This is a genomic window from Gulosibacter sp. 10, assembly GCF_900163695.1.
In the GTDB taxonomy this organism is placed as follows: domain Bacteria; phylum Actinomycetota; class Actinomycetes; order Actinomycetales; family Microbacteriaceae; genus Gulosibacter.
Window position 1 is genome coordinate 25,375 of sequence record NZ_FUIC01000018.1, and the last position, 14,973, is coordinate 40,347.

General features: G+C 71.6%; 15 protein-coding genes. 8 read left to right on the forward strand and 7 right to left on the reverse strand.

The genetic code is table 11. The features are described 5' to 3' along the window. Nucleotides 1-4: 4 nt before the first annotated feature. The 7 genes from FM112_RS07380 (at nucleotide 5) to FM112_RS07410 (ending at nucleotide 9,483) form a co-directional block, all read left to right on the forward strand. Nucleotides 5-964: an ABC transporter permease gene (locus FM112_RS07380; protein ID WP_087005814.1), complete on the forward strand. Its 960-nt coding sequence runs from the start codon at nucleotides 5-7 to the stop codon at nucleotides 962-964. Then, complete coding sequence (locus FM112_RS07385; protein WP_254910406.1) at nucleotides 961-1,800, forward strand: ABC transporter permease subunit; 840 nt, start codon at nucleotides 961-963, stop codon at nucleotides 1,798-1,800. Before FM112_RS07380 ends, FM112_RS07385 begins: the two co-directional genes overlap by 4 nt. Then, nucleotides 1,797-3,218 carry an ABC transporter ATP-binding protein gene (locus FM112_RS07390; protein ID WP_087005817.1) on the forward strand — a complete coding sequence of 474 codons (1,422 nt, stop codon included), beginning with the start codon at nucleotides 1,797-1,799 and terminating at the stop codon, nucleotides 3,216-3,218. Before FM112_RS07385 ends, FM112_RS07390 begins: the two co-directional genes overlap by 4 nt. Next, nucleotides 3,215-4,921 carry an ABC transporter ATP-binding protein gene (locus tag FM112_RS07395; RefSeq protein ID WP_087005820.1) on the forward strand — a complete coding sequence of 569 codons (1,707 nt, stop codon included), beginning with the start codon at nucleotides 3,215-3,217 and terminating at the stop codon, nucleotides 4,919-4,921. The genes FM112_RS07390 and FM112_RS07395 overlap by 4 nt, the downstream gene beginning before the upstream one ends. Beyond that, on the forward strand, nucleotides 4,921-6,663 hold the full coding sequence (locus FM112_RS07400; RefSeq protein WP_140400611.1) for an ABC transporter ATP-binding protein: 1,743 nt from the start codon (nucleotides 4,921-4,923) through the stop codon (nucleotides 6,661-6,663). The genes FM112_RS07395 and FM112_RS07400 overlap by 1 nt, the downstream gene beginning before the upstream one ends. 131 nt (nucleotides 6,664-6,794) lie before the next feature. Next, nucleotides 6,795-8,576 carry a hypothetical protein gene (locus FM112_RS07405; RefSeq protein ID WP_140400612.1) on the forward strand — a complete coding sequence of 594 codons (1,782 nt, stop codon included), beginning with the start codon at nucleotides 6,795-6,797 and terminating at the stop codon, nucleotides 8,574-8,576. Between the two features lie 262 nt (nucleotides 8,577-8,838). After that, on the forward strand, nucleotides 8,839-9,483 hold the full coding sequence (locus tag FM112_RS07410) for a DUF4232 domain-containing protein (RefSeq protein WP_087005828.1): 645 nt from the start codon (nucleotides 8,839-8,841) through the stop codon (nucleotides 9,481-9,483). Nucleotides 9,484-9,491: 8 nt separating this feature from the next. On the opposite strand, the gene FM112_RS07415 is transcribed toward FM112_RS07410, so the two are convergent. The 3 genes from FM112_RS07415 to FM112_RS17540 form a co-directional block, all read right to left on the reverse strand. After that, nucleotides 9,492-10,526: a GTP-binding protein gene (locus FM112_RS07415; protein WP_087005831.1), complete on the reverse strand. Its 1,035-nt coding sequence runs from the start codon at nucleotides 10,524-10,526 to the stop codon at nucleotides 9,492-9,494. Between the two features lie 175 nt (nucleotides 10,527-10,701). Continuing rightward, nucleotides 10,702-11,370, reverse strand: coding sequence for a bifunctional 2-polyprenyl-6-hydroxyphenol methylase/3-demethylubiquinol 3-O-methyltransferase UbiG (locus FM112_RS17535; RefSeq protein ID WP_087005834.1), 669 nt, complete (start codon nucleotides 11,368-11,370; stop codon nucleotides 10,702-10,704). Then, nucleotides 11,363-12,319, reverse strand: coding sequence for an NAD(P)/FAD-dependent oxidoreductase (locus FM112_RS17540; RefSeq protein ID WP_087005837.1), 957 nt, complete (start codon nucleotides 12,317-12,319; stop codon nucleotides 11,363-11,365). Before FM112_RS17540 ends, FM112_RS17535 begins: the two co-directional genes overlap by 8 nt. A gap of 78 nt (nucleotides 12,320-12,397) precedes the next feature. Between FM112_RS17540 and FM112_RS07430 the strand changes: the two genes are divergently transcribed. Then, the gene (locus FM112_RS07430) at nucleotides 12,398-12,952 is read left to right on the forward strand and encodes a helix-turn-helix domain-containing protein (protein WP_087005839.1); all 555 of its coding nucleotides are present in this window, start codon (nucleotides 12,398-12,400) and stop codon (nucleotides 12,950-12,952) included. Between the two features lie 84 nt (nucleotides 12,953-13,036). Here the strand turns inward: FM112_RS07430 and FM112_RS07435 are convergent, their stop codons facing one another. The 4 genes from FM112_RS07435 to FM112_RS07450 form a co-directional block, all read right to left on the reverse strand. Beyond that, a complete protein-coding gene (locus FM112_RS07435) occupies nucleotides 13,037-13,294 on the reverse strand; it encodes a type II toxin-antitoxin system RelE/ParE family toxin (protein ID WP_087005842.1) in 258 nt (85 codons plus the stop codon). 9 nt (nucleotides 13,295-13,303) lie between these two features. Then, nucleotides 13,304-13,552 (reverse strand): type II toxin-antitoxin system Phd/YefM family antitoxin, encoded by a 249-nt coding sequence (locus FM112_RS07440; RefSeq protein WP_087005945.1) that lies wholly within the window; start codon nucleotides 13,550-13,552, stop codon nucleotides 13,304-13,306. Nucleotides 13,553-13,664: 112 nt separating this feature from the next. Next, nucleotides 13,665-14,084 carry a hypothetical protein gene (locus FM112_RS07445; protein WP_087005845.1) on the reverse strand — a complete coding sequence of 140 codons (420 nt, stop codon included), beginning with the start codon at nucleotides 14,082-14,084 and terminating at the stop codon, nucleotides 13,665-13,667. 90 nt (nucleotides 14,085-14,174) lie between these two features. Then, complete coding sequence (locus FM112_RS07450) at nucleotides 14,175-14,864, reverse strand: TetR/AcrR family transcriptional regulator (RefSeq protein WP_087005848.1); 690 nt, start codon at nucleotides 14,862-14,864, stop codon at nucleotides 14,175-14,177. Nucleotides 14,865-14,973 lie beyond the last annotated feature (109 nt).

Genomic DNA, 14,973 nt, shown 5'->3' on the forward strand with positions numbered 1-14,973 from the left:
GAACATGAACGTCATCAGGTGGCTCGGGGGCAGGTTGTGCTTCGTCCTCGTCACGATCGCGGCGCTCTCCGTGGCGGTGTTCTGGGCAACCGAAGTGCTCCCGGGAGACGCGGCTGGAGTGATATCCGGCCCGGACGCGACACAGGCGCAACGCGAGGCGGTCCGTGAATCGCTCGGCCTGGACCGGCCCGCCGCGGAACGGTACGGCGAATGGATCCTCGGAGCGCTCCGAGGCGACTTGGGCGCTTCGCTCATCTCCGGCAGAAATGTCGCAGGCATCGTCGCGGGCAGACTGCTCACGAGTCTGGCGGTGCTGATCCCCGCCGCCGTGCTGATCCTGCTGTTCGCGGGCGTGCTTGGCACGATCGCCGGGATGCGGGCGGGGACGAGGCTCGACCGGGCGCTGACGGGAGCGGCTCTCGGCGTGGTGAGCGTGCCGGACTTCCTCATCGCGACCGCGCTGCTGCTCGTCTTCGGCGTGTGGCTGCCGATCTTCCCCGTGGTGGCCGTGGTGCCGCTGGGCGATGGGCTCTGGCAGCACCCCGAGCTCATCGCGCTGCCCTGCCTCGCTCTGGCGGTCGGCGGCTTCGGCTCCACGATGCGTCTGCTTCGAGCCTGCGTCGCGCAGGTGAACGGCACGCCCTACGTCGAGTTCGCGAGGCTCAACGGCGTGGCCGGAGCACGACTCGCGAGGCTCGTTCTCACGAACGCCGCCGGGCCGGCGGTGCAGGCGTTCGCCGTGATGATCGCGGGGCTCCTCGGCGGCGCGATCGTGGTCGAGACGCTCTTCAACGTGCCGGGCCTCGGCTACGAGCTGACCCGGGCCGTCGCGAATCGCGATGTGCCGCTCGTGCAGGGCATCGGACTCGCGCTCGGCACGAGCGCACTGCTCGTACTGCTGGCGGGCGACGTGGTCGCCCGCCAGCTGGGCTCACGATCCGCGGAGGAGGGGATGCGGCGGTGAGTCTCACGCACCCCTTCGCACGCATGCGCCGGATCGGGATCCTGTTGCCCGCGCTGCTGGTCGTGGCGATCGGCGTCCTCGGGCCCTGGTTGGCGCCGATGAGCTCGACGAGTCCCGTCGGGGGATCCTTCCAATCGGTCGATCCGGGGCATCCGCTGGGCACCGACGTGCTCGGCAGGGATGTGCTCGCCCGGGTGCTCACCGGCGGGCGCACGCTGATCCTCCAGGCGTTGATCGCCACTGTGCTCGGAAGCGCGGCGGGGCTCATGATCGGCGTCTGGAGCGGCATGACCCGGCGGCGTCGGCTCTCGGCCTCGGTGCTGCGCGGGGTGGATGCGGTCGCGGCATTCCCGGCGCTGCTCCTGCTCCTGCTGCTGGCGGCCGGCATGCCCGGTGACGATGCGGTCCTCGCGGCCGCGATCGCCCTGGTGAGCGTGCCGTTCTCGGTTCGAGTCAATCGCGAGTGCACGATGCGGCTGGCGGCGACCGACTACGCGCGGGAGGCGCAGGCGCGCGGAGACGGCGCGCTCGAGCGCGTCCGTCACGATATCCTTCCCGGCCTGATACCCGTCGCTCTCGCCGAGGCGGGCGTCCGCTTCGTGGCCGCCACCCAGCTCGCCGCGACTGCGGGCTTCCTCGGGCTCGGCGCGGGCGCCCCCGCTGCGAACTGGGGCCGCATGGTCCGGGAGAACAGCGGCGGCCTCGCCGAGAATCCGCTGCCCGTGCTGGTACCGGCGCTGCTGCTCGTCGTCCTCGCGGTGAGCATCGCCCTCGCGCTCGACCGGGTGAGCGATCCGCGGATGCCCCTTGGGCGAGGATCGGAGGTGCTCGCATGAGGGGGAACGGCACGAACGCGGTCGCGAGGGTCTGGGGCGTCACGATCCGCACCGAGTGCGGGCGGGCGCTGCTCGACGGCGTCGACCTGGAACTGCGCCCCGGCGTGACGGCACTGCTCGGCGAATCGGGGGCGGGGAAGACCACGTTGGCCTTCGCGCTGCAGGGATGGCTCGGGAAGGGCCTGCAGCGATGCGGAGGGCTCGTCGAAGTCGCGGGAAGGGACCCGTTCACACGCGACGGCCGCCGTGCACTGCGGGGTCGAGTGACGGGATACGTCCCGCAGGATCCGGGCAGCGCCCTCGACCCCCGGCGCACGATCCTCGCCCAGCTGCTCGAGGCCGCGCGGATCTCCGGCCGCGGATCATCCCGAGCGGAGCGGGAGGAGCGGATCCGTTCTGCGGCCCGCTCCGCCGCATTCGACGAGTCGCTTCTCCGGCGTCGCCCTGCCGCCCTCTCGGGAGGGCAGGCGCAGAGGGCGCTGCTCGCGCGGACCTTCGTGGTGCGCCCCCGGCTCGTGATCCTCGACGAGCCGACCAGCGGGCTCGACGATGTCACGGCGGAACGGGTCGGCCGAGCCTTCGCCGAGCTGCCGTGGCGGCCCGCCGTCTTGCTGATCACCCACGATCGCGCGCTGGCCTCGAGTATCGCGGATCGGACGCTCGAACTCGAGGGAGGACGACTGCGCCCGGTGCGACCGCTGCCTGTCGTCGGGAATCCCTCGAGGCCGACTCGTGCACCGGAGGAGTCCCCGAAGGAGGCCGCTGTGGTCGTCGAGGAGCTGACGATCCGGAGGGGCGCGATGACGCTGCTGGAGCCGGCGACGCTCCGCTTCGGCGCGGCCGAACTCGTCGCGCTTCGGGGAGTCTCGGGCTCCGGGAAGACGTCGATCGCCCATGCCCTGTGCGGACTGGCCGCTCCCATGGGCGGGCGACTGCTGGTACACGGCACCGCGGTCTCCTGGGATGCCGGAAGCCGTGCTCATGAGGGCGGGCCCTTCCTCGCCTACGTGGGGCAGGACGCCCGCGCCTCTCTGAACCCCGGTGAGCGGCTCGAGACGACGCTGGCGCGCGCCGCGCGATCGGCTCGTCGTCGTCGCGGCGCACCCGTGTGGGACGCGGAGACGCTGCTGCGACGACTTTCGCTGCCGCCCGACGCTGCCGACAGGACCCCGGAGCGGCTCAGCGGCGGCCAGCGGCATCGCGCCGCGCTGGCACGGGCGATCATCGCGAATCCGCAACTGCTCGTACTCGACGAGACCCTCGCCGCGCTCGACGACCGGACCGCCGGAGTCGTGCTCGATGCGCTCGACGACTGGCGAAGGGAGTCGGGGACTCCCGTGCTGCTCATCACGCACCGGGACGCGGTCGCGCGCCGCGCGGATCGGGTCCTCACCTTGACCGAGAGGAGAATCTCTTGACCGCTCTGCATCTGCTCCGGCCCGTGCGCGGGCCGCTCGTCTGCGCGGCGATGCTGCAAGCGCTGGCGAGCGCGCTCGTCTTCGTCCCGTTGCTCGCGCTCATCGAGTTCGCCCGCTCCGCGCTGGCGGGAGCACCTCCACCCGGCACGTGGTTCGTGCTCGCCGCCGTGGCGGGAACGGTCGGCGCAGCGGGCGCGGGCGCCGCCGCGACGTGGATCGCGCACCGCGCCGACGCCGATCTCGCCTGGTCGCTGCAGCGGCGCCTCGCCGAGGCCATCCGGAGGGCGCCGATGCCGACGATCACCGGTATGGGCGGCGGCCGGATCAAGAAGGTCGTCCAGGACGATACGGGCGCGCTGCACTACCTCGTCGCGCATACGCTGGTCGATGCCGCCGCGTTCACCACCGCGCCGATCGTCGGCCTGACCGCGCTGTGCGTCTACGACTGGCGCCTCGCCCTGTGCAGCGTGCTGCCGCTCGTCCTCGGAGTGTGGTGGTACGTGCGGGCCATGGCCGGGTCCGGGGCGAAGTTCGGGGAGTACGCGGCCGCGCAGCAGCGGATCAACGGCACCGTGATCGACTACGTGCGCGGCATGCCCGCTGCGAAGGTGTACGGCGGCACCGGGGGTGCGCGCTCCCGGTACTCGACCGCCGTCAACGGCTTCCACGACTTCTTCCGGGAATGGTCGGGCAGCACGGCCGGGGTGACGACGGCCTCATGGCTCGTCGTCGCGCCGGGCGTCACCGCCGCCTTCCTCGCGCTGGTGGCGGGAGCGGGCGTCGGAGCCGGCTGGGTCGAGCCCGCGGGACTGCTCGCCGCGGTCCTCCTCGGCCCGATGGTCAGCGCGCCGGTGGCAGTGGCGGGACCGCGCATCCAGGCGGTGCGCACCGGCATGTCGGCGCTCACATCGATCGCGGAGATGCTCGACACGCCGCCACTGCGATGGGGAGGGCGGAGCGAGGCGCAGGGGCCGGCTTCGCTCGTCGAGGTGCGCCACGCCTACGATGACCGCGTCGCGCTGCACGAAGTCGGCGTCTCCCTTCCGGAACGAGGCCTGGTCGCACTGGTCGGGCCCTCGGGCGGGGGCAAGAGCACCGTGGTGTCGCTCCTCGCGCGGTTCTTCGACCCCGATGGCGGGCGGGTGCGCATCGGCGACGTCGACGTGCGCGACCTTTCCGAGGCCGCGCTCTACGAGCGGGTCGCCTTCGTCTTCCAGGACACGGGCCTTCGCCGGGCGAGCGTGTCCGACAGCCTCACCGGCGGGCGCGATGTGCCGCGAGAACGGATGATCCGAGCGGCGCGCGATGCGGCCGTGCATGAGGAGATCCTCGCGCTGCCTCGCGGATACGACACGGTGCTCGGCGAGGAGGGGGAGCTCTCGGGCGGACAGCGACAGCGCGTCGCGCTCGCGCGGGCGCTCCTGAGCGACGCCGATCTGCTCGTGCTCGACGAGACGCTCTCATCGGTGGACCCCGCCACCCGCACGCGGCTGCTCGGCGTTCTGCAGCAGGAGGCGGCGAGGCGCTCGGTGCTGCTCGTCACTCATCAGCTGCATCTGGTGCGCGACGTCGAGCGCATCCTCGTGCTCGACGACGGCCTGCTGGTCGGGGACGGGGACCATCCGACACTGCTCGAGCAGTGCCGCAGCTATCGAGCGCTATGGCGCGACAACCTCGAGACCGACACGAAGAGGAGCCGCTGATGCTGCGCACGCTGACCCGTCTCTTGCCGGCGCCCGAACGACGTCGGCTCTCCCGCATCGTCGCGTGGTTCATCGCCGCGGCGGCCCTGCACGGCATCGTCCTTGGACTCGTCGGGGTCGTCATCGCCGCATGGCTGGGAGAAGGGAGCCCGCCGCAGCCGCCGATGATCGCGCTCGCCGTCGCCGCGGTGCTGTTCGTCGCCGTGCAGTGGACCGCCCAGATGGTCGTGTTCCGCACGGGGACCCCGATCTTCCGAGCGTTGCATGAGCGCCTCGGCGATCGCCTCGCGGAGCTCCCGCTCGGATGGTTCACCCCCGAGCGGCAGACGAGGGCGATCACCGCGGCTACGGAGGGCGTGCCCCGGCTGATGTCCTACCCGGCACTGCTGCTGCGTCCGATCGTCACCGCGCTCGTGGCGCCGGTGACGGCGGCGGGCACGATGCTCCTGCTCGATTGGCGGTACTCGGCGGCGGTCCTCCTCGGAGCTGCGGTCGCCTGGACGGCGAGCCGGTACAGCAGCCGTCTGGCGCAGGAAGTCGACGCACGCCGGCATCGTATCGGGGCGGAAGCCACCGATCGCGTGCTCGAGTATGCGGAACGGCAGCCCCTGATCCGGACTGATCGCCGTCCGGGTGACGAGGAGGATCTCGTGCTCGCGCTCGACGAAGTCCGGACGGTGTCCCTCAGGTCCTCGGGCACGGTCATCCCGGGCATCCTGCTGTTCGGGCTGACGCTGAACGTGCTCTTCGCGGCGCTCATCGCCATCGGAGCGCTCTGGATCTCGCACGGCTCGCTCGCGGTGCCGGTGCTGGCGGGCGTGCTGGTGGTCGTCGCGCGGCTCAGCGCGATCGCCTCGGCCGGTGCGGAGCTCGCGGCCGGGCTGCGGCTGCAACGGGGCGAGCTGGAGCGCCTCGCCGAGATCCTCGATGCTCAGCCGCTTCCCGTGCTGCCCGCTCGTCCCGGAGCAGGAGACGCCGCGGAGGGCGATTCAACGCTGGTCCGCGTGGAGGGTGCGGGGTTCGCATACGATCGACGAGTCGTGGTCGAGGATCTGGACTTCGTGCTTCCGGAGCGCGGCCTCACCGCGATCGTCGGCCCCTCCGGAGCCGGGAAGACGACGATCGCGCGACTGCTCGCGCGATTCTGGGACCCGGACCGGGGGAGGATCCTCTTCGAGGGCGGCGATATCCGCATGCTCGCCCCGGAAGCGCTGTACCGGCGCATCGGCATCGTGTTCCAGGATGATCACCTCATGGACGCCACCATCGGCGAGAACATCCGCGTCGGGCGCCCGGATGCGAAGTCGGGAGAATTGCGGCGCGCCGCCCGGGCAGCGGGGCTGGAGGCGACCATCGCCGAACTGCCCGAGGGGCTCGACACTCCCGTCGGCCCCGGAGGCTCCCGGCTCTCGGGCGGTCAGCGGCAGCGGGTCGCCGTGGCGCGTGCGCTGCTGAAGGCCGCTCCGCTCACGATCATGGACGAGGCCACTTCGGCCCTCGACCCCGAGAACGCCCGCATCGTCACGGCCGCAGCGAAGGAGCTCTCCCGCTCGGGAAGCGTGGTGGTCATCGCCCACAACCTCGACACGATCCTGCGCGCCGACCAGATCCTGCTGCTGGAAGAGGGGCGGATCGTCGGCCGCGGGACCCATGGGGAGCTGCTCGAGACCTCCGAGCTGTATCGGCGGCTCGTCCGCGAACATGGGACGGATGCCGCGCGTCTTCCGGAGGCCGAGGGCTGAGACCGGCCGGCGCGCTTCGCAGAAGCAGGTTGCGGAAGCGGGGCGCGGGAGCTCGACCGGCGGCAGGGCACGCGCCGTCCGAAACTCGACACCGGCCAACTGCATTCAACTCGAGCGCCTACATTGCCGTCATGGCTACCGTTCCCGCTCGAAACACCGCCGTTCCGGACTGGCGCTACGCCCAATTCGCCGTCGTCCTGCCGATGCCCGCAGAACCGTTTCCCGAGGGGTTCATCTCGATGACGACGGCGGGCGGCGAAGCGGGATGGGCGGAGGGCCGGTTCGTGGACGACAGCGTGCATGCGGTCGACGGCGTATCCCGGAGCATGAAGGATGCGCATCACCCGGCGCACAGCCGGTACATTGGCACCCACCTCGCCGCGTCGCTCGGTCCGCGGCCGTCGGGGAAGCGCGGGGAGCGCCGGCATGGGAGCGAACGCGGCGCACCCGCCGAGGAGCAGTTCAGATTCCAGCACTTCGCGCCCGCGAGGGGCACGTTCGAGTATCCCCTGGCGGATGCGGGGCATGAGGGGGCCAAGGCGGGCCTTCTGGCCGCGGAGGTCCTGCAGTACCGGGACGAGTCGGTGGCGGGCAGCGGTTGGGACTATCGGCGATTCCTCGTCCTGCACGTGCGGGTGCAGGACTGCTCGAGCCGGATGCTCGGGAGGATCGCGCAGAGCATCCGCCGGGACCGGAACAAGGTGCCGCTCGTCCGCGATGAGGGCCGAGGCCCCGATGAGGTGAACCTGCTCCGCGAACTGCTGGAGCGTCTCGGCGACGAGCAGCTCTACGTCGAGGACGCGACGGCGGGCGACCGCGGAGCCCCGACCCCGCTGGGAGTCGCCCTCACCTACGGCGGGTATCTCCAAGCGACGAGCAGCGTCAGGACGCCCGGCAGGTATCGGGTCGCCATCCCCGCGCATCGCATCGCAGTCGCCGTACCGGGGAGCGGCGCCACGCTCGCCGACTGCACTCGCCCCGCCCGTGACTATGCCGCGGAGATCGGCGCGGTCGATCCGGTGCACGCCGGCATCGACAGGGATGCGCAGTGGTCGCGGGCGGAGGTCTGGGCCTGGGCGCTGGCCACCGGGGCCGACGGCAACATGCTGACCGAGAACCGTCCCGGCGTCTACACCGATCCGGGCGCTGCGGGGCGGCTCGGGAACCTCAAGAACTGGTCGTTGCTCGCCGCCACCGAAGGGCTGGGCCTCGTCTTCCACTCCGAGATGACGAACGAGGCGGTGCGGCCGCTGAGCCTCGCCTCCTCCCGATACGTGGACCTGATGATCCTCAACCTCCGCAGCTACGCCGCGGTCGCGGAGCTGAACCAGCGGTTGGGCGAGGAGCGGACGCAGGCCGGGGTCGCCGAACGCTCGCTGCGGGACCGCCTCCGCGCCCTCGGCGAGATCGAGGACGGGTTCGTGACCATGCGCGACCGCCTCTGGTTCGACTCCATCCCCAAGCATCCGCTCGACGGGGAGATCCTGCGCGGCCTGCGGGGCGCGTTGGGCGTGCAGGCGCAGTACGAGGACTTCGTCGACGAGATGAATGCGCGCAGGGACATCTACCGCACGCAATTCGATCTGCAGCGGCTCGAGGCGGATGCCGCGCAGGCCGAGGAGCGGCATGCCGAATCGGTTCGGCGCGCGCAGGCGGAGGAGGCGCGGAGGAAGGATAGGGATGTCGCGATCGAGCGGCGCGAGCGGCTCGTCGTAGCGCTATCCGTGCTCGCGCTCGTGCTCGTGACCCCCTCGTTCGTGGATCTGTTCTTCGAGCACCACGGCGTCGGCCCGGGGCTCTTGGGAATCGGGATCGCCCTCGGGCTCGCGGCCGCCTTCGGGGTGTGGTGGTGGTTCCGGAGCCGCCGCGAGGCGAAAAAGCGGCCCGCGGCTCCCGGACGGACCGACGAGTGAGTCCGAGGCGCCCGGCGGGAGCGCTGGTCCGCACAGATGCGTCGCACTCTGCGGTTATGGATCGCTCGTAACCGCAGACTGCGACGCATCTGGGACGGGGGAGCGCCCTGAGCGCCCTGAGCGCCGGGATGCGCCGGGGCGCGCCGTGCGGTGCGACCGCCGCGCAGATCACCCGAACGGGGCATAGGCGCACCGGCGCGGCCGTGACAGGCTCGACGGAGTCTCGAGTCGATCGACGGGGTTCCGAGACGATCGGAGGAGCATGGACGAGCGAGCAGGCGGGCCGCGCCTCCTCCGGCGCCTCGGAATCGCGGGGGCCATGACGCTGATCCTCGCGGTGGCGGCCGGCGCGGGACTCTCGAGGATCGCGTACTTCGCGGACGCCGCGTGGCAGACCGAGGCATCGCAACCGCGGGAGACTCCGCGGGAGACCGCGCCGCCCGCTCCGACGGATCCGCCGCCCGACGTCGCCGAGACCGAGGCGCCGGGCTTCCCCGGCCGCTGCGATGCCGAGGATGTCGAAGTGGTCGTCGCGGGCACGGACGCGGCCACGGGCGCGCGCTTCCTCAGCCTCGAGGCGCAGAACACCGGCGCCGAGGCCTGCGCGATCGGCGGCCTCCCCGATCTGGCCTTCGCCGACGAGGCGGGGAATGCGGTCCGCCCCGAGATCGTGGAATCGCCGCGGAACGCGGCGGGCGACGAGGTCGAGGACGTCCCGGTGCAGCTCGAGCCCGGTGAGCGGGTCCGCGCCGATGTCATGTGGCGGTCCGAGACCGGTCGGCCCGAGCCGATGACGCTCCTCGCCGCGCCGTGGTCGGGGGCGGAGCGTACCCCGGAGGACCTCTCGCTCGACATCGTCGACGGCGGCGAGATCACGCTGACCTCCTGGTACTCCCCGGAAGGATGATCCCCGCGCTACTCGCTGAGCAGGCGATAGCGGCGGAGACGCCGAAGCCCCCTCGCATCCGGCCGAATCGCGGGGGATTGCAGCGCCGCATCCAGTCGGGCCTCGCCGATGCCGGTATCCAACCCGGTTCCGATCAGCACGAGCTCGCCGCGGCGGGGAGGCCGGTCGAGCGGCGCGATGTGGATGGCCCGTCCGACGAGATTCACGAGGTATCCGCGGTCTGCTCGGGGCCAGCGAATCCGAACTCGTCCCTTGAGCCGGTACGTCCCGGGCGGAGGATGCTCGAGGAGATCGATCAGCGCGGTCGGCGAGATTGCCCCGGGCGTCGCTCGGGCGACCGCGGCGACGCCCGGGTGCTCGGCATGCGTCGAGTGCGCCTCCGTCGGAGCATCACGGCCCGGACCGGCGGAGGAGCTCGGGAGAGGCGCATCGAAGATGAGCGAGGGATCGATACGGCCGAGATGCGCGGTGATGCACTGCGCGTGCGGATTGCGCATCCGAACCCGCTCGATGATGCGGTTCACAACCTTGGCGCGATCCGCCGAGCGCGGGATCCGATCGCTCTTCGCGATGACGACGAGACTCGCGGCGTCGTAGCGCTCGGGCGGAACCCTGCCGGTATCGACCGTGTGGAAGTGCTCGACCGCGTCGATGATCTCGATCACGCCTCCCGGCCGGATGCGTTCGGCTCCGCTGAACCGGATGAGCTGCGCCAGCGTCATCGGGTCGGCGGCCCCGCTCGCCTCGACGAGAATCGCATCCACACGATGCTCGGGCTGCGCCAGGCGTTCGAGTGCCTCGTCGAGCCCTCCCGCCTCGGGCAGGCAGCAGATGCATCCGCCGGCGATGGAGGCGATCTCATCCGCGCGACCGGCCACCGAGGCGGCGTCGACGTCGAGTTCGCCGAAGTCGTTGACGATGACGCCGAGCCGCGCTCCCGGAGCGCGAAGCAGATGATTCAGCACGGTGGTCTTACCCGCGCCGAGGTAGCCGGTGATGGCGATGACCGGTACGCGTGCGGGGACAGATGCATCGGGGGTCATGATTCGTACACCTCCTTGCCGGTGGGCAACGTGCCGGATGCGTCGCAGTCTGCGGTTATGAATCGTTCATAACCGCAGACTGCGACGCATCTGTGGTGGGGGAGTCCGTGCGACGCATTCGGGGCGGGGCTCGCGGGACATCCGGCGCCGGGCGCGAGGATCCGGGCCGCGCGGCTCAGCGCAGGCGCCGCACCAGCACGACCCCGTCGACGACGGTGCCCGGCTCGCCGTCGGGCGTGGTGACCTCGCGGTCGCGGAGCTCGGCGAGCAGCACCTCCCAGGCGTCCGGATCGAGGTCGAGCGCAGCCAGATCCGACTCGGGCGTGGGGAAGGCGTAACCGTGGAGAGCCTCGTGATCGGCCCAGGCCGGCGCCGCCGCATGCGAGGTGACGAGGAGGCGCCCGCCGGGCGCGACGAATCCGGTCGCGCGGCGCAGGATCGCCTCGCGGGGGATGACGACGGGCCAGGAATGGAGGAACGAGCAGGTGACGAGGTCGAAGGGCTCCTCGGGGCTCCACTCCGCCAGGTCTCCGGCCTCGAAGCGCAGCGAGGCCTCCGAGATCCCCAGCTCGCGGGCGGCGGCACGGCCGCGCTCGGCGGCGGTGGGCGAGATGTCCACGCCCGTCGTCGTCCATCCTCGTCGGGCGAGCCAGGCGGCGTCGCCGCCCTCGCCGCATCCGAGGTCGAGGGCCCGGCCGGGCTCCAGCGGGGAGGCGACGTCCTCGAGCACGCGGTTGACGCGTCCCGACCAGAGCCGATCGAGCTCGGTGTAGCGCGACTCCCAGTACTCGGCCGGGGAGCGCTGCTCGGCCGGGGTCTGCTCCTCGGTCCGCGGATCAGCCACGGCCGGCCTCCTGCGCCAGGTCGAAGTCCTCCTCGACGAGGAAGCCGTTGGCCGCCGCGCCCGCCGAGGCGCCCGCGCCGATGACCATGGGCACGTTCGCCATCGGGTTCACGACGTTCCCCGCCGCCCACACGCGCGCGTGGCTGGTCCGGCCCATCGGATCCACGCCGAGGAAGGAGCCCATGCCGAAGGGCAGCTCCGCGCGGTCGAGCCCGAGGCGCTCGAGGAAGCCGTCGTGGGGCCGGGGGACGCCGGCGGTGAAGACCGCGTCGACCTCGATCTCGCGGCCGCCGGCCACGCGCACCGCGCGCAGCGCCCGGTCCTCGCCGAGCAGCGCCTCCACGGGATCGGGCACGATCTCCACGCCCCGCGAGCGGAGCCGCGCCTCGAAGGCGGGATCGAGGTCGCCCAGCGCCGCGGAGAAGAGCACGACGCGCTCGCTCCACTGGCGCACCATCGACGCCTGGTGCAGCGCCGCGGGCGAGGTGGCGAGTACGCCGAGCCGGCCGTCGGCGACCTCCCAGCCGTGGCAGTAGGGGCAGTGCAGCACGCTCTCGCCCCAGCGCTCGGCGAGGCCGGGAATCTCGGGCAGCTCGTCGTCGATGCCGGTGGCGACGACGAGCGAGCGGGCGTCGTGCGCGGCGCCGGCCTCGTCGACGACGCGGAGGCCTCGGGGCAGCTCCTCGACGGAGTCGGCCCGGCCCTCGGCGAACCGCACGCCGTACTGCGCGGCCTCGTCCCGCCCCTTGCGCACGAGCTCGGACGGAGGCGTCCCCTCGTTGCCGAGCACGCCGTGCATGTGCTCCGCGAAGCGGTTGCGCGGGCTGCCCGCATCGAGCACGAGCACGCGCCGGCGGGCCCGGCCCAGCATGAGCGCGGCGGAGAGGCCGGCGGCGCTGCCGCCGACCACGATGGCATCCCATTCGGGCGTTGCGATCTCAGAATTCATGCGAACGATTCTCAACTAGTATCGGATGTACTGGCAACTACTCTTGCGGAAATGGCAAGACGGGGATCGGAGGGGCGGATGCGGGATGAGCTGGCCGAGATCGGCGCGCGGCTGCGAGCGGTGCGGCGCTCGAGAGGGCTGACGCTCGAGGAGCTCTCGGAGCGGGTGGGCATCTCGCAGAGCACGCTCTCGCGGCTCGAGTCGGGCAAGCGGCAGGCCGGCCTCGAGCTGCTGCTGCCGCTGACGAGGCACCTCGGCGTGCGCATCGACGACCTGGTCTCGCCCGACTCGCCCGATCCGCGGGTCCGCAGGCCGGTCATCCACCGCGACGGGCTCGTCATCGCCCCGCTCGCGCCCGAGGGATCGCCGATCCACACCTACAAGATCACGTATCCGCCGGTGCGGGAGCTGCCCGAGCTGCGGGTGCACGACGGCTACGAGTGGCTGTACGTGCTGACCGGGAGGCTCCGGCTGCGGCTCGGCGGGCAGGAGCTCGTGCTCACGCGCGGCGAGGCCGCCGAGTTCGACACGCACGTGCCGCACGCCATGTCCGCGGCGGGTGGCAAGCCGGCCCAGGTGATCAGCATCTTCAACGACGCCGGCGCGAGGATGCACACCCACACCACGGAGTGAGCGCATCGCCGGCCGGCGGACTCGGGAGCCCTCGGCGAGGGCGTGCAGCAGGCCCCGCGTTCCACGGGACCGGTCGACTCGCCCTCAGCGGTACACCTCGCGTCGGTGGCCGACGCTCAGCACGAGGATCACCACTTCCGCATCGATGACTTCGTAGATCACTCGATGATCGCCGACGCGGATCCGCATTTCGCCGGCGCCGCCCTTCAGTCGTTGGCAGTCTTGCGGACGCGGGTCTTGCGAGAGCGCATCGATGGCGCGAAGGATGCGCCTGGCAGGTTCTCGATCGAGTCTTCGCAGCGTCTTCAGCGCGGATCGTGCGTAGCGGATCTCGTACTGCACGGGCAGTGCTCAGAGCCCGAACTCGGTCATGACCTCGGAGTGCGACTCTCGCGCGGTACTTTCGTCCCGAGCCTCTGCCGCGGCACGAATATCGGCCTGGTCCTCAAGCGCTTGCAGTGCGCGATCGAAGAATTCGGGAGAGACGACCACGGCGCGCCGCCCCACCCCTCGGGAGGTGATCTCGACAGGCTCGCGCTGCGCCGCCGCGATGTAGTCGCTCTGCCGCGCGCGGAACTGGGACAGCGTTATCGAAGTCATGAGCAAATGCTACAACTTGTACAAGATGTGCACAATGGCGGTGCGGGCGCTGTTCGGCTCGGAGGCTCGCGGCGGACGCGCGCCGGCGAGCATCCGCGCCGACGCCCGCGGCTCAGTTCCGCGGGGCGAGGCCGGCGTAGAGCAGCTGGCCGGACTGCGGATCGCGCATCACGAGCACGCGCTCGCCCGTGCGGGGGATCTCGAGGCGCGAGACGAGCGCCTGGATCGCCACGTGCTGCTCGCCGAGCGCGAGGGTGAGCACGACGCTCGGGTTGTCGTTGATCGTCTGGCCGGTGTCCTGGAGCGCGACGACGGTCGCCTCCTCGGTGGGCACGCCCGCCGCCCGGAGGGAGGCGACGTGCTCGGCCTGGTGGATCGAGGAGGTCGCCTGGCGCAGCGACTCCGCGGCCTCGTCGCCGATGAAGGCCCGGCTCATCTTGCCCATGAGGCCGCGGCCCTCGGCGATGTTCTCGGCCATCCGCAGCCCCTCGGCCTGACGCTCCTGCCGGCTCTTGCGGTTGAAGAGTCCCATGATCGATCCTTTCGTGTTCGCTGCCGTCCCGGGCATCCGACCCGGGCTCGAATGCGAACCTACGCTGCTGCGGACTCTACCGATCACGAGTTACGCGTCCGCCAGCAGGGAGGCGAGCCCGGTGATGGTGGTGTCGACGGCGAAGCGGTAGTACTGCCGTCGGGCCTGCGCAGCGGTCGCACCGCCCTCGGCGAGGGGGCCGAGGAACTCCTGCCCCATGCTGCGCACGGATTCCGAGGCGGTGGCGAGATTTCGGAACTCCGCCATCATCGTCGCGTGATCGCGCGGCCCGTCCTCCTCGTGCTGCAGCCGGTCGTCGCCGATCGAGATCGTGAGCATCGCGGTGTTCAGCAGCAGCGCGTAGGCGAACGACGACCGCCGCCCGAATCCCGCCCGCTCGAGCAGGGCCATGCCGTGCTCGAGCGTGGGCAGCACCGCGGGGATCGTCGGCCCGTGCATGAGCATCCACTTCGCCACCCCCGGGTACTCCTCCACGAGCGGGCCCGTGCCGTAGAGGAACTCGCGGAACCACTCCCGCCAGCCCAGCTCGGACGAGGGCGGCTCGATGCGCTCGAGCACCCCCTCGACCACCCGCCGGCACAGCTGGTCCTTGCCGCCCACGTGGTGGTAGATCACCGAGGGCGAGACGCCGAGCCGCCCGGCCAGGTCCCTGATCGACCAGCTCATGAGGTGCGATTCCCGGGTCAGCGCCGACGCCGCCGCGACGACCCGCTCGGGGGTCAGGCCGACGTGGAACGGGGCATCGGCTCGCTCGGTCATCGGTCGCTCCTCGTCGAGTTGGGGCGGTCCAGGACATCGTAGGCCGCCGAATCTCCAAGACGCGCCGCCGGGTCTTGTGATCGATTAGAACACTGTTCATACTGGGTCG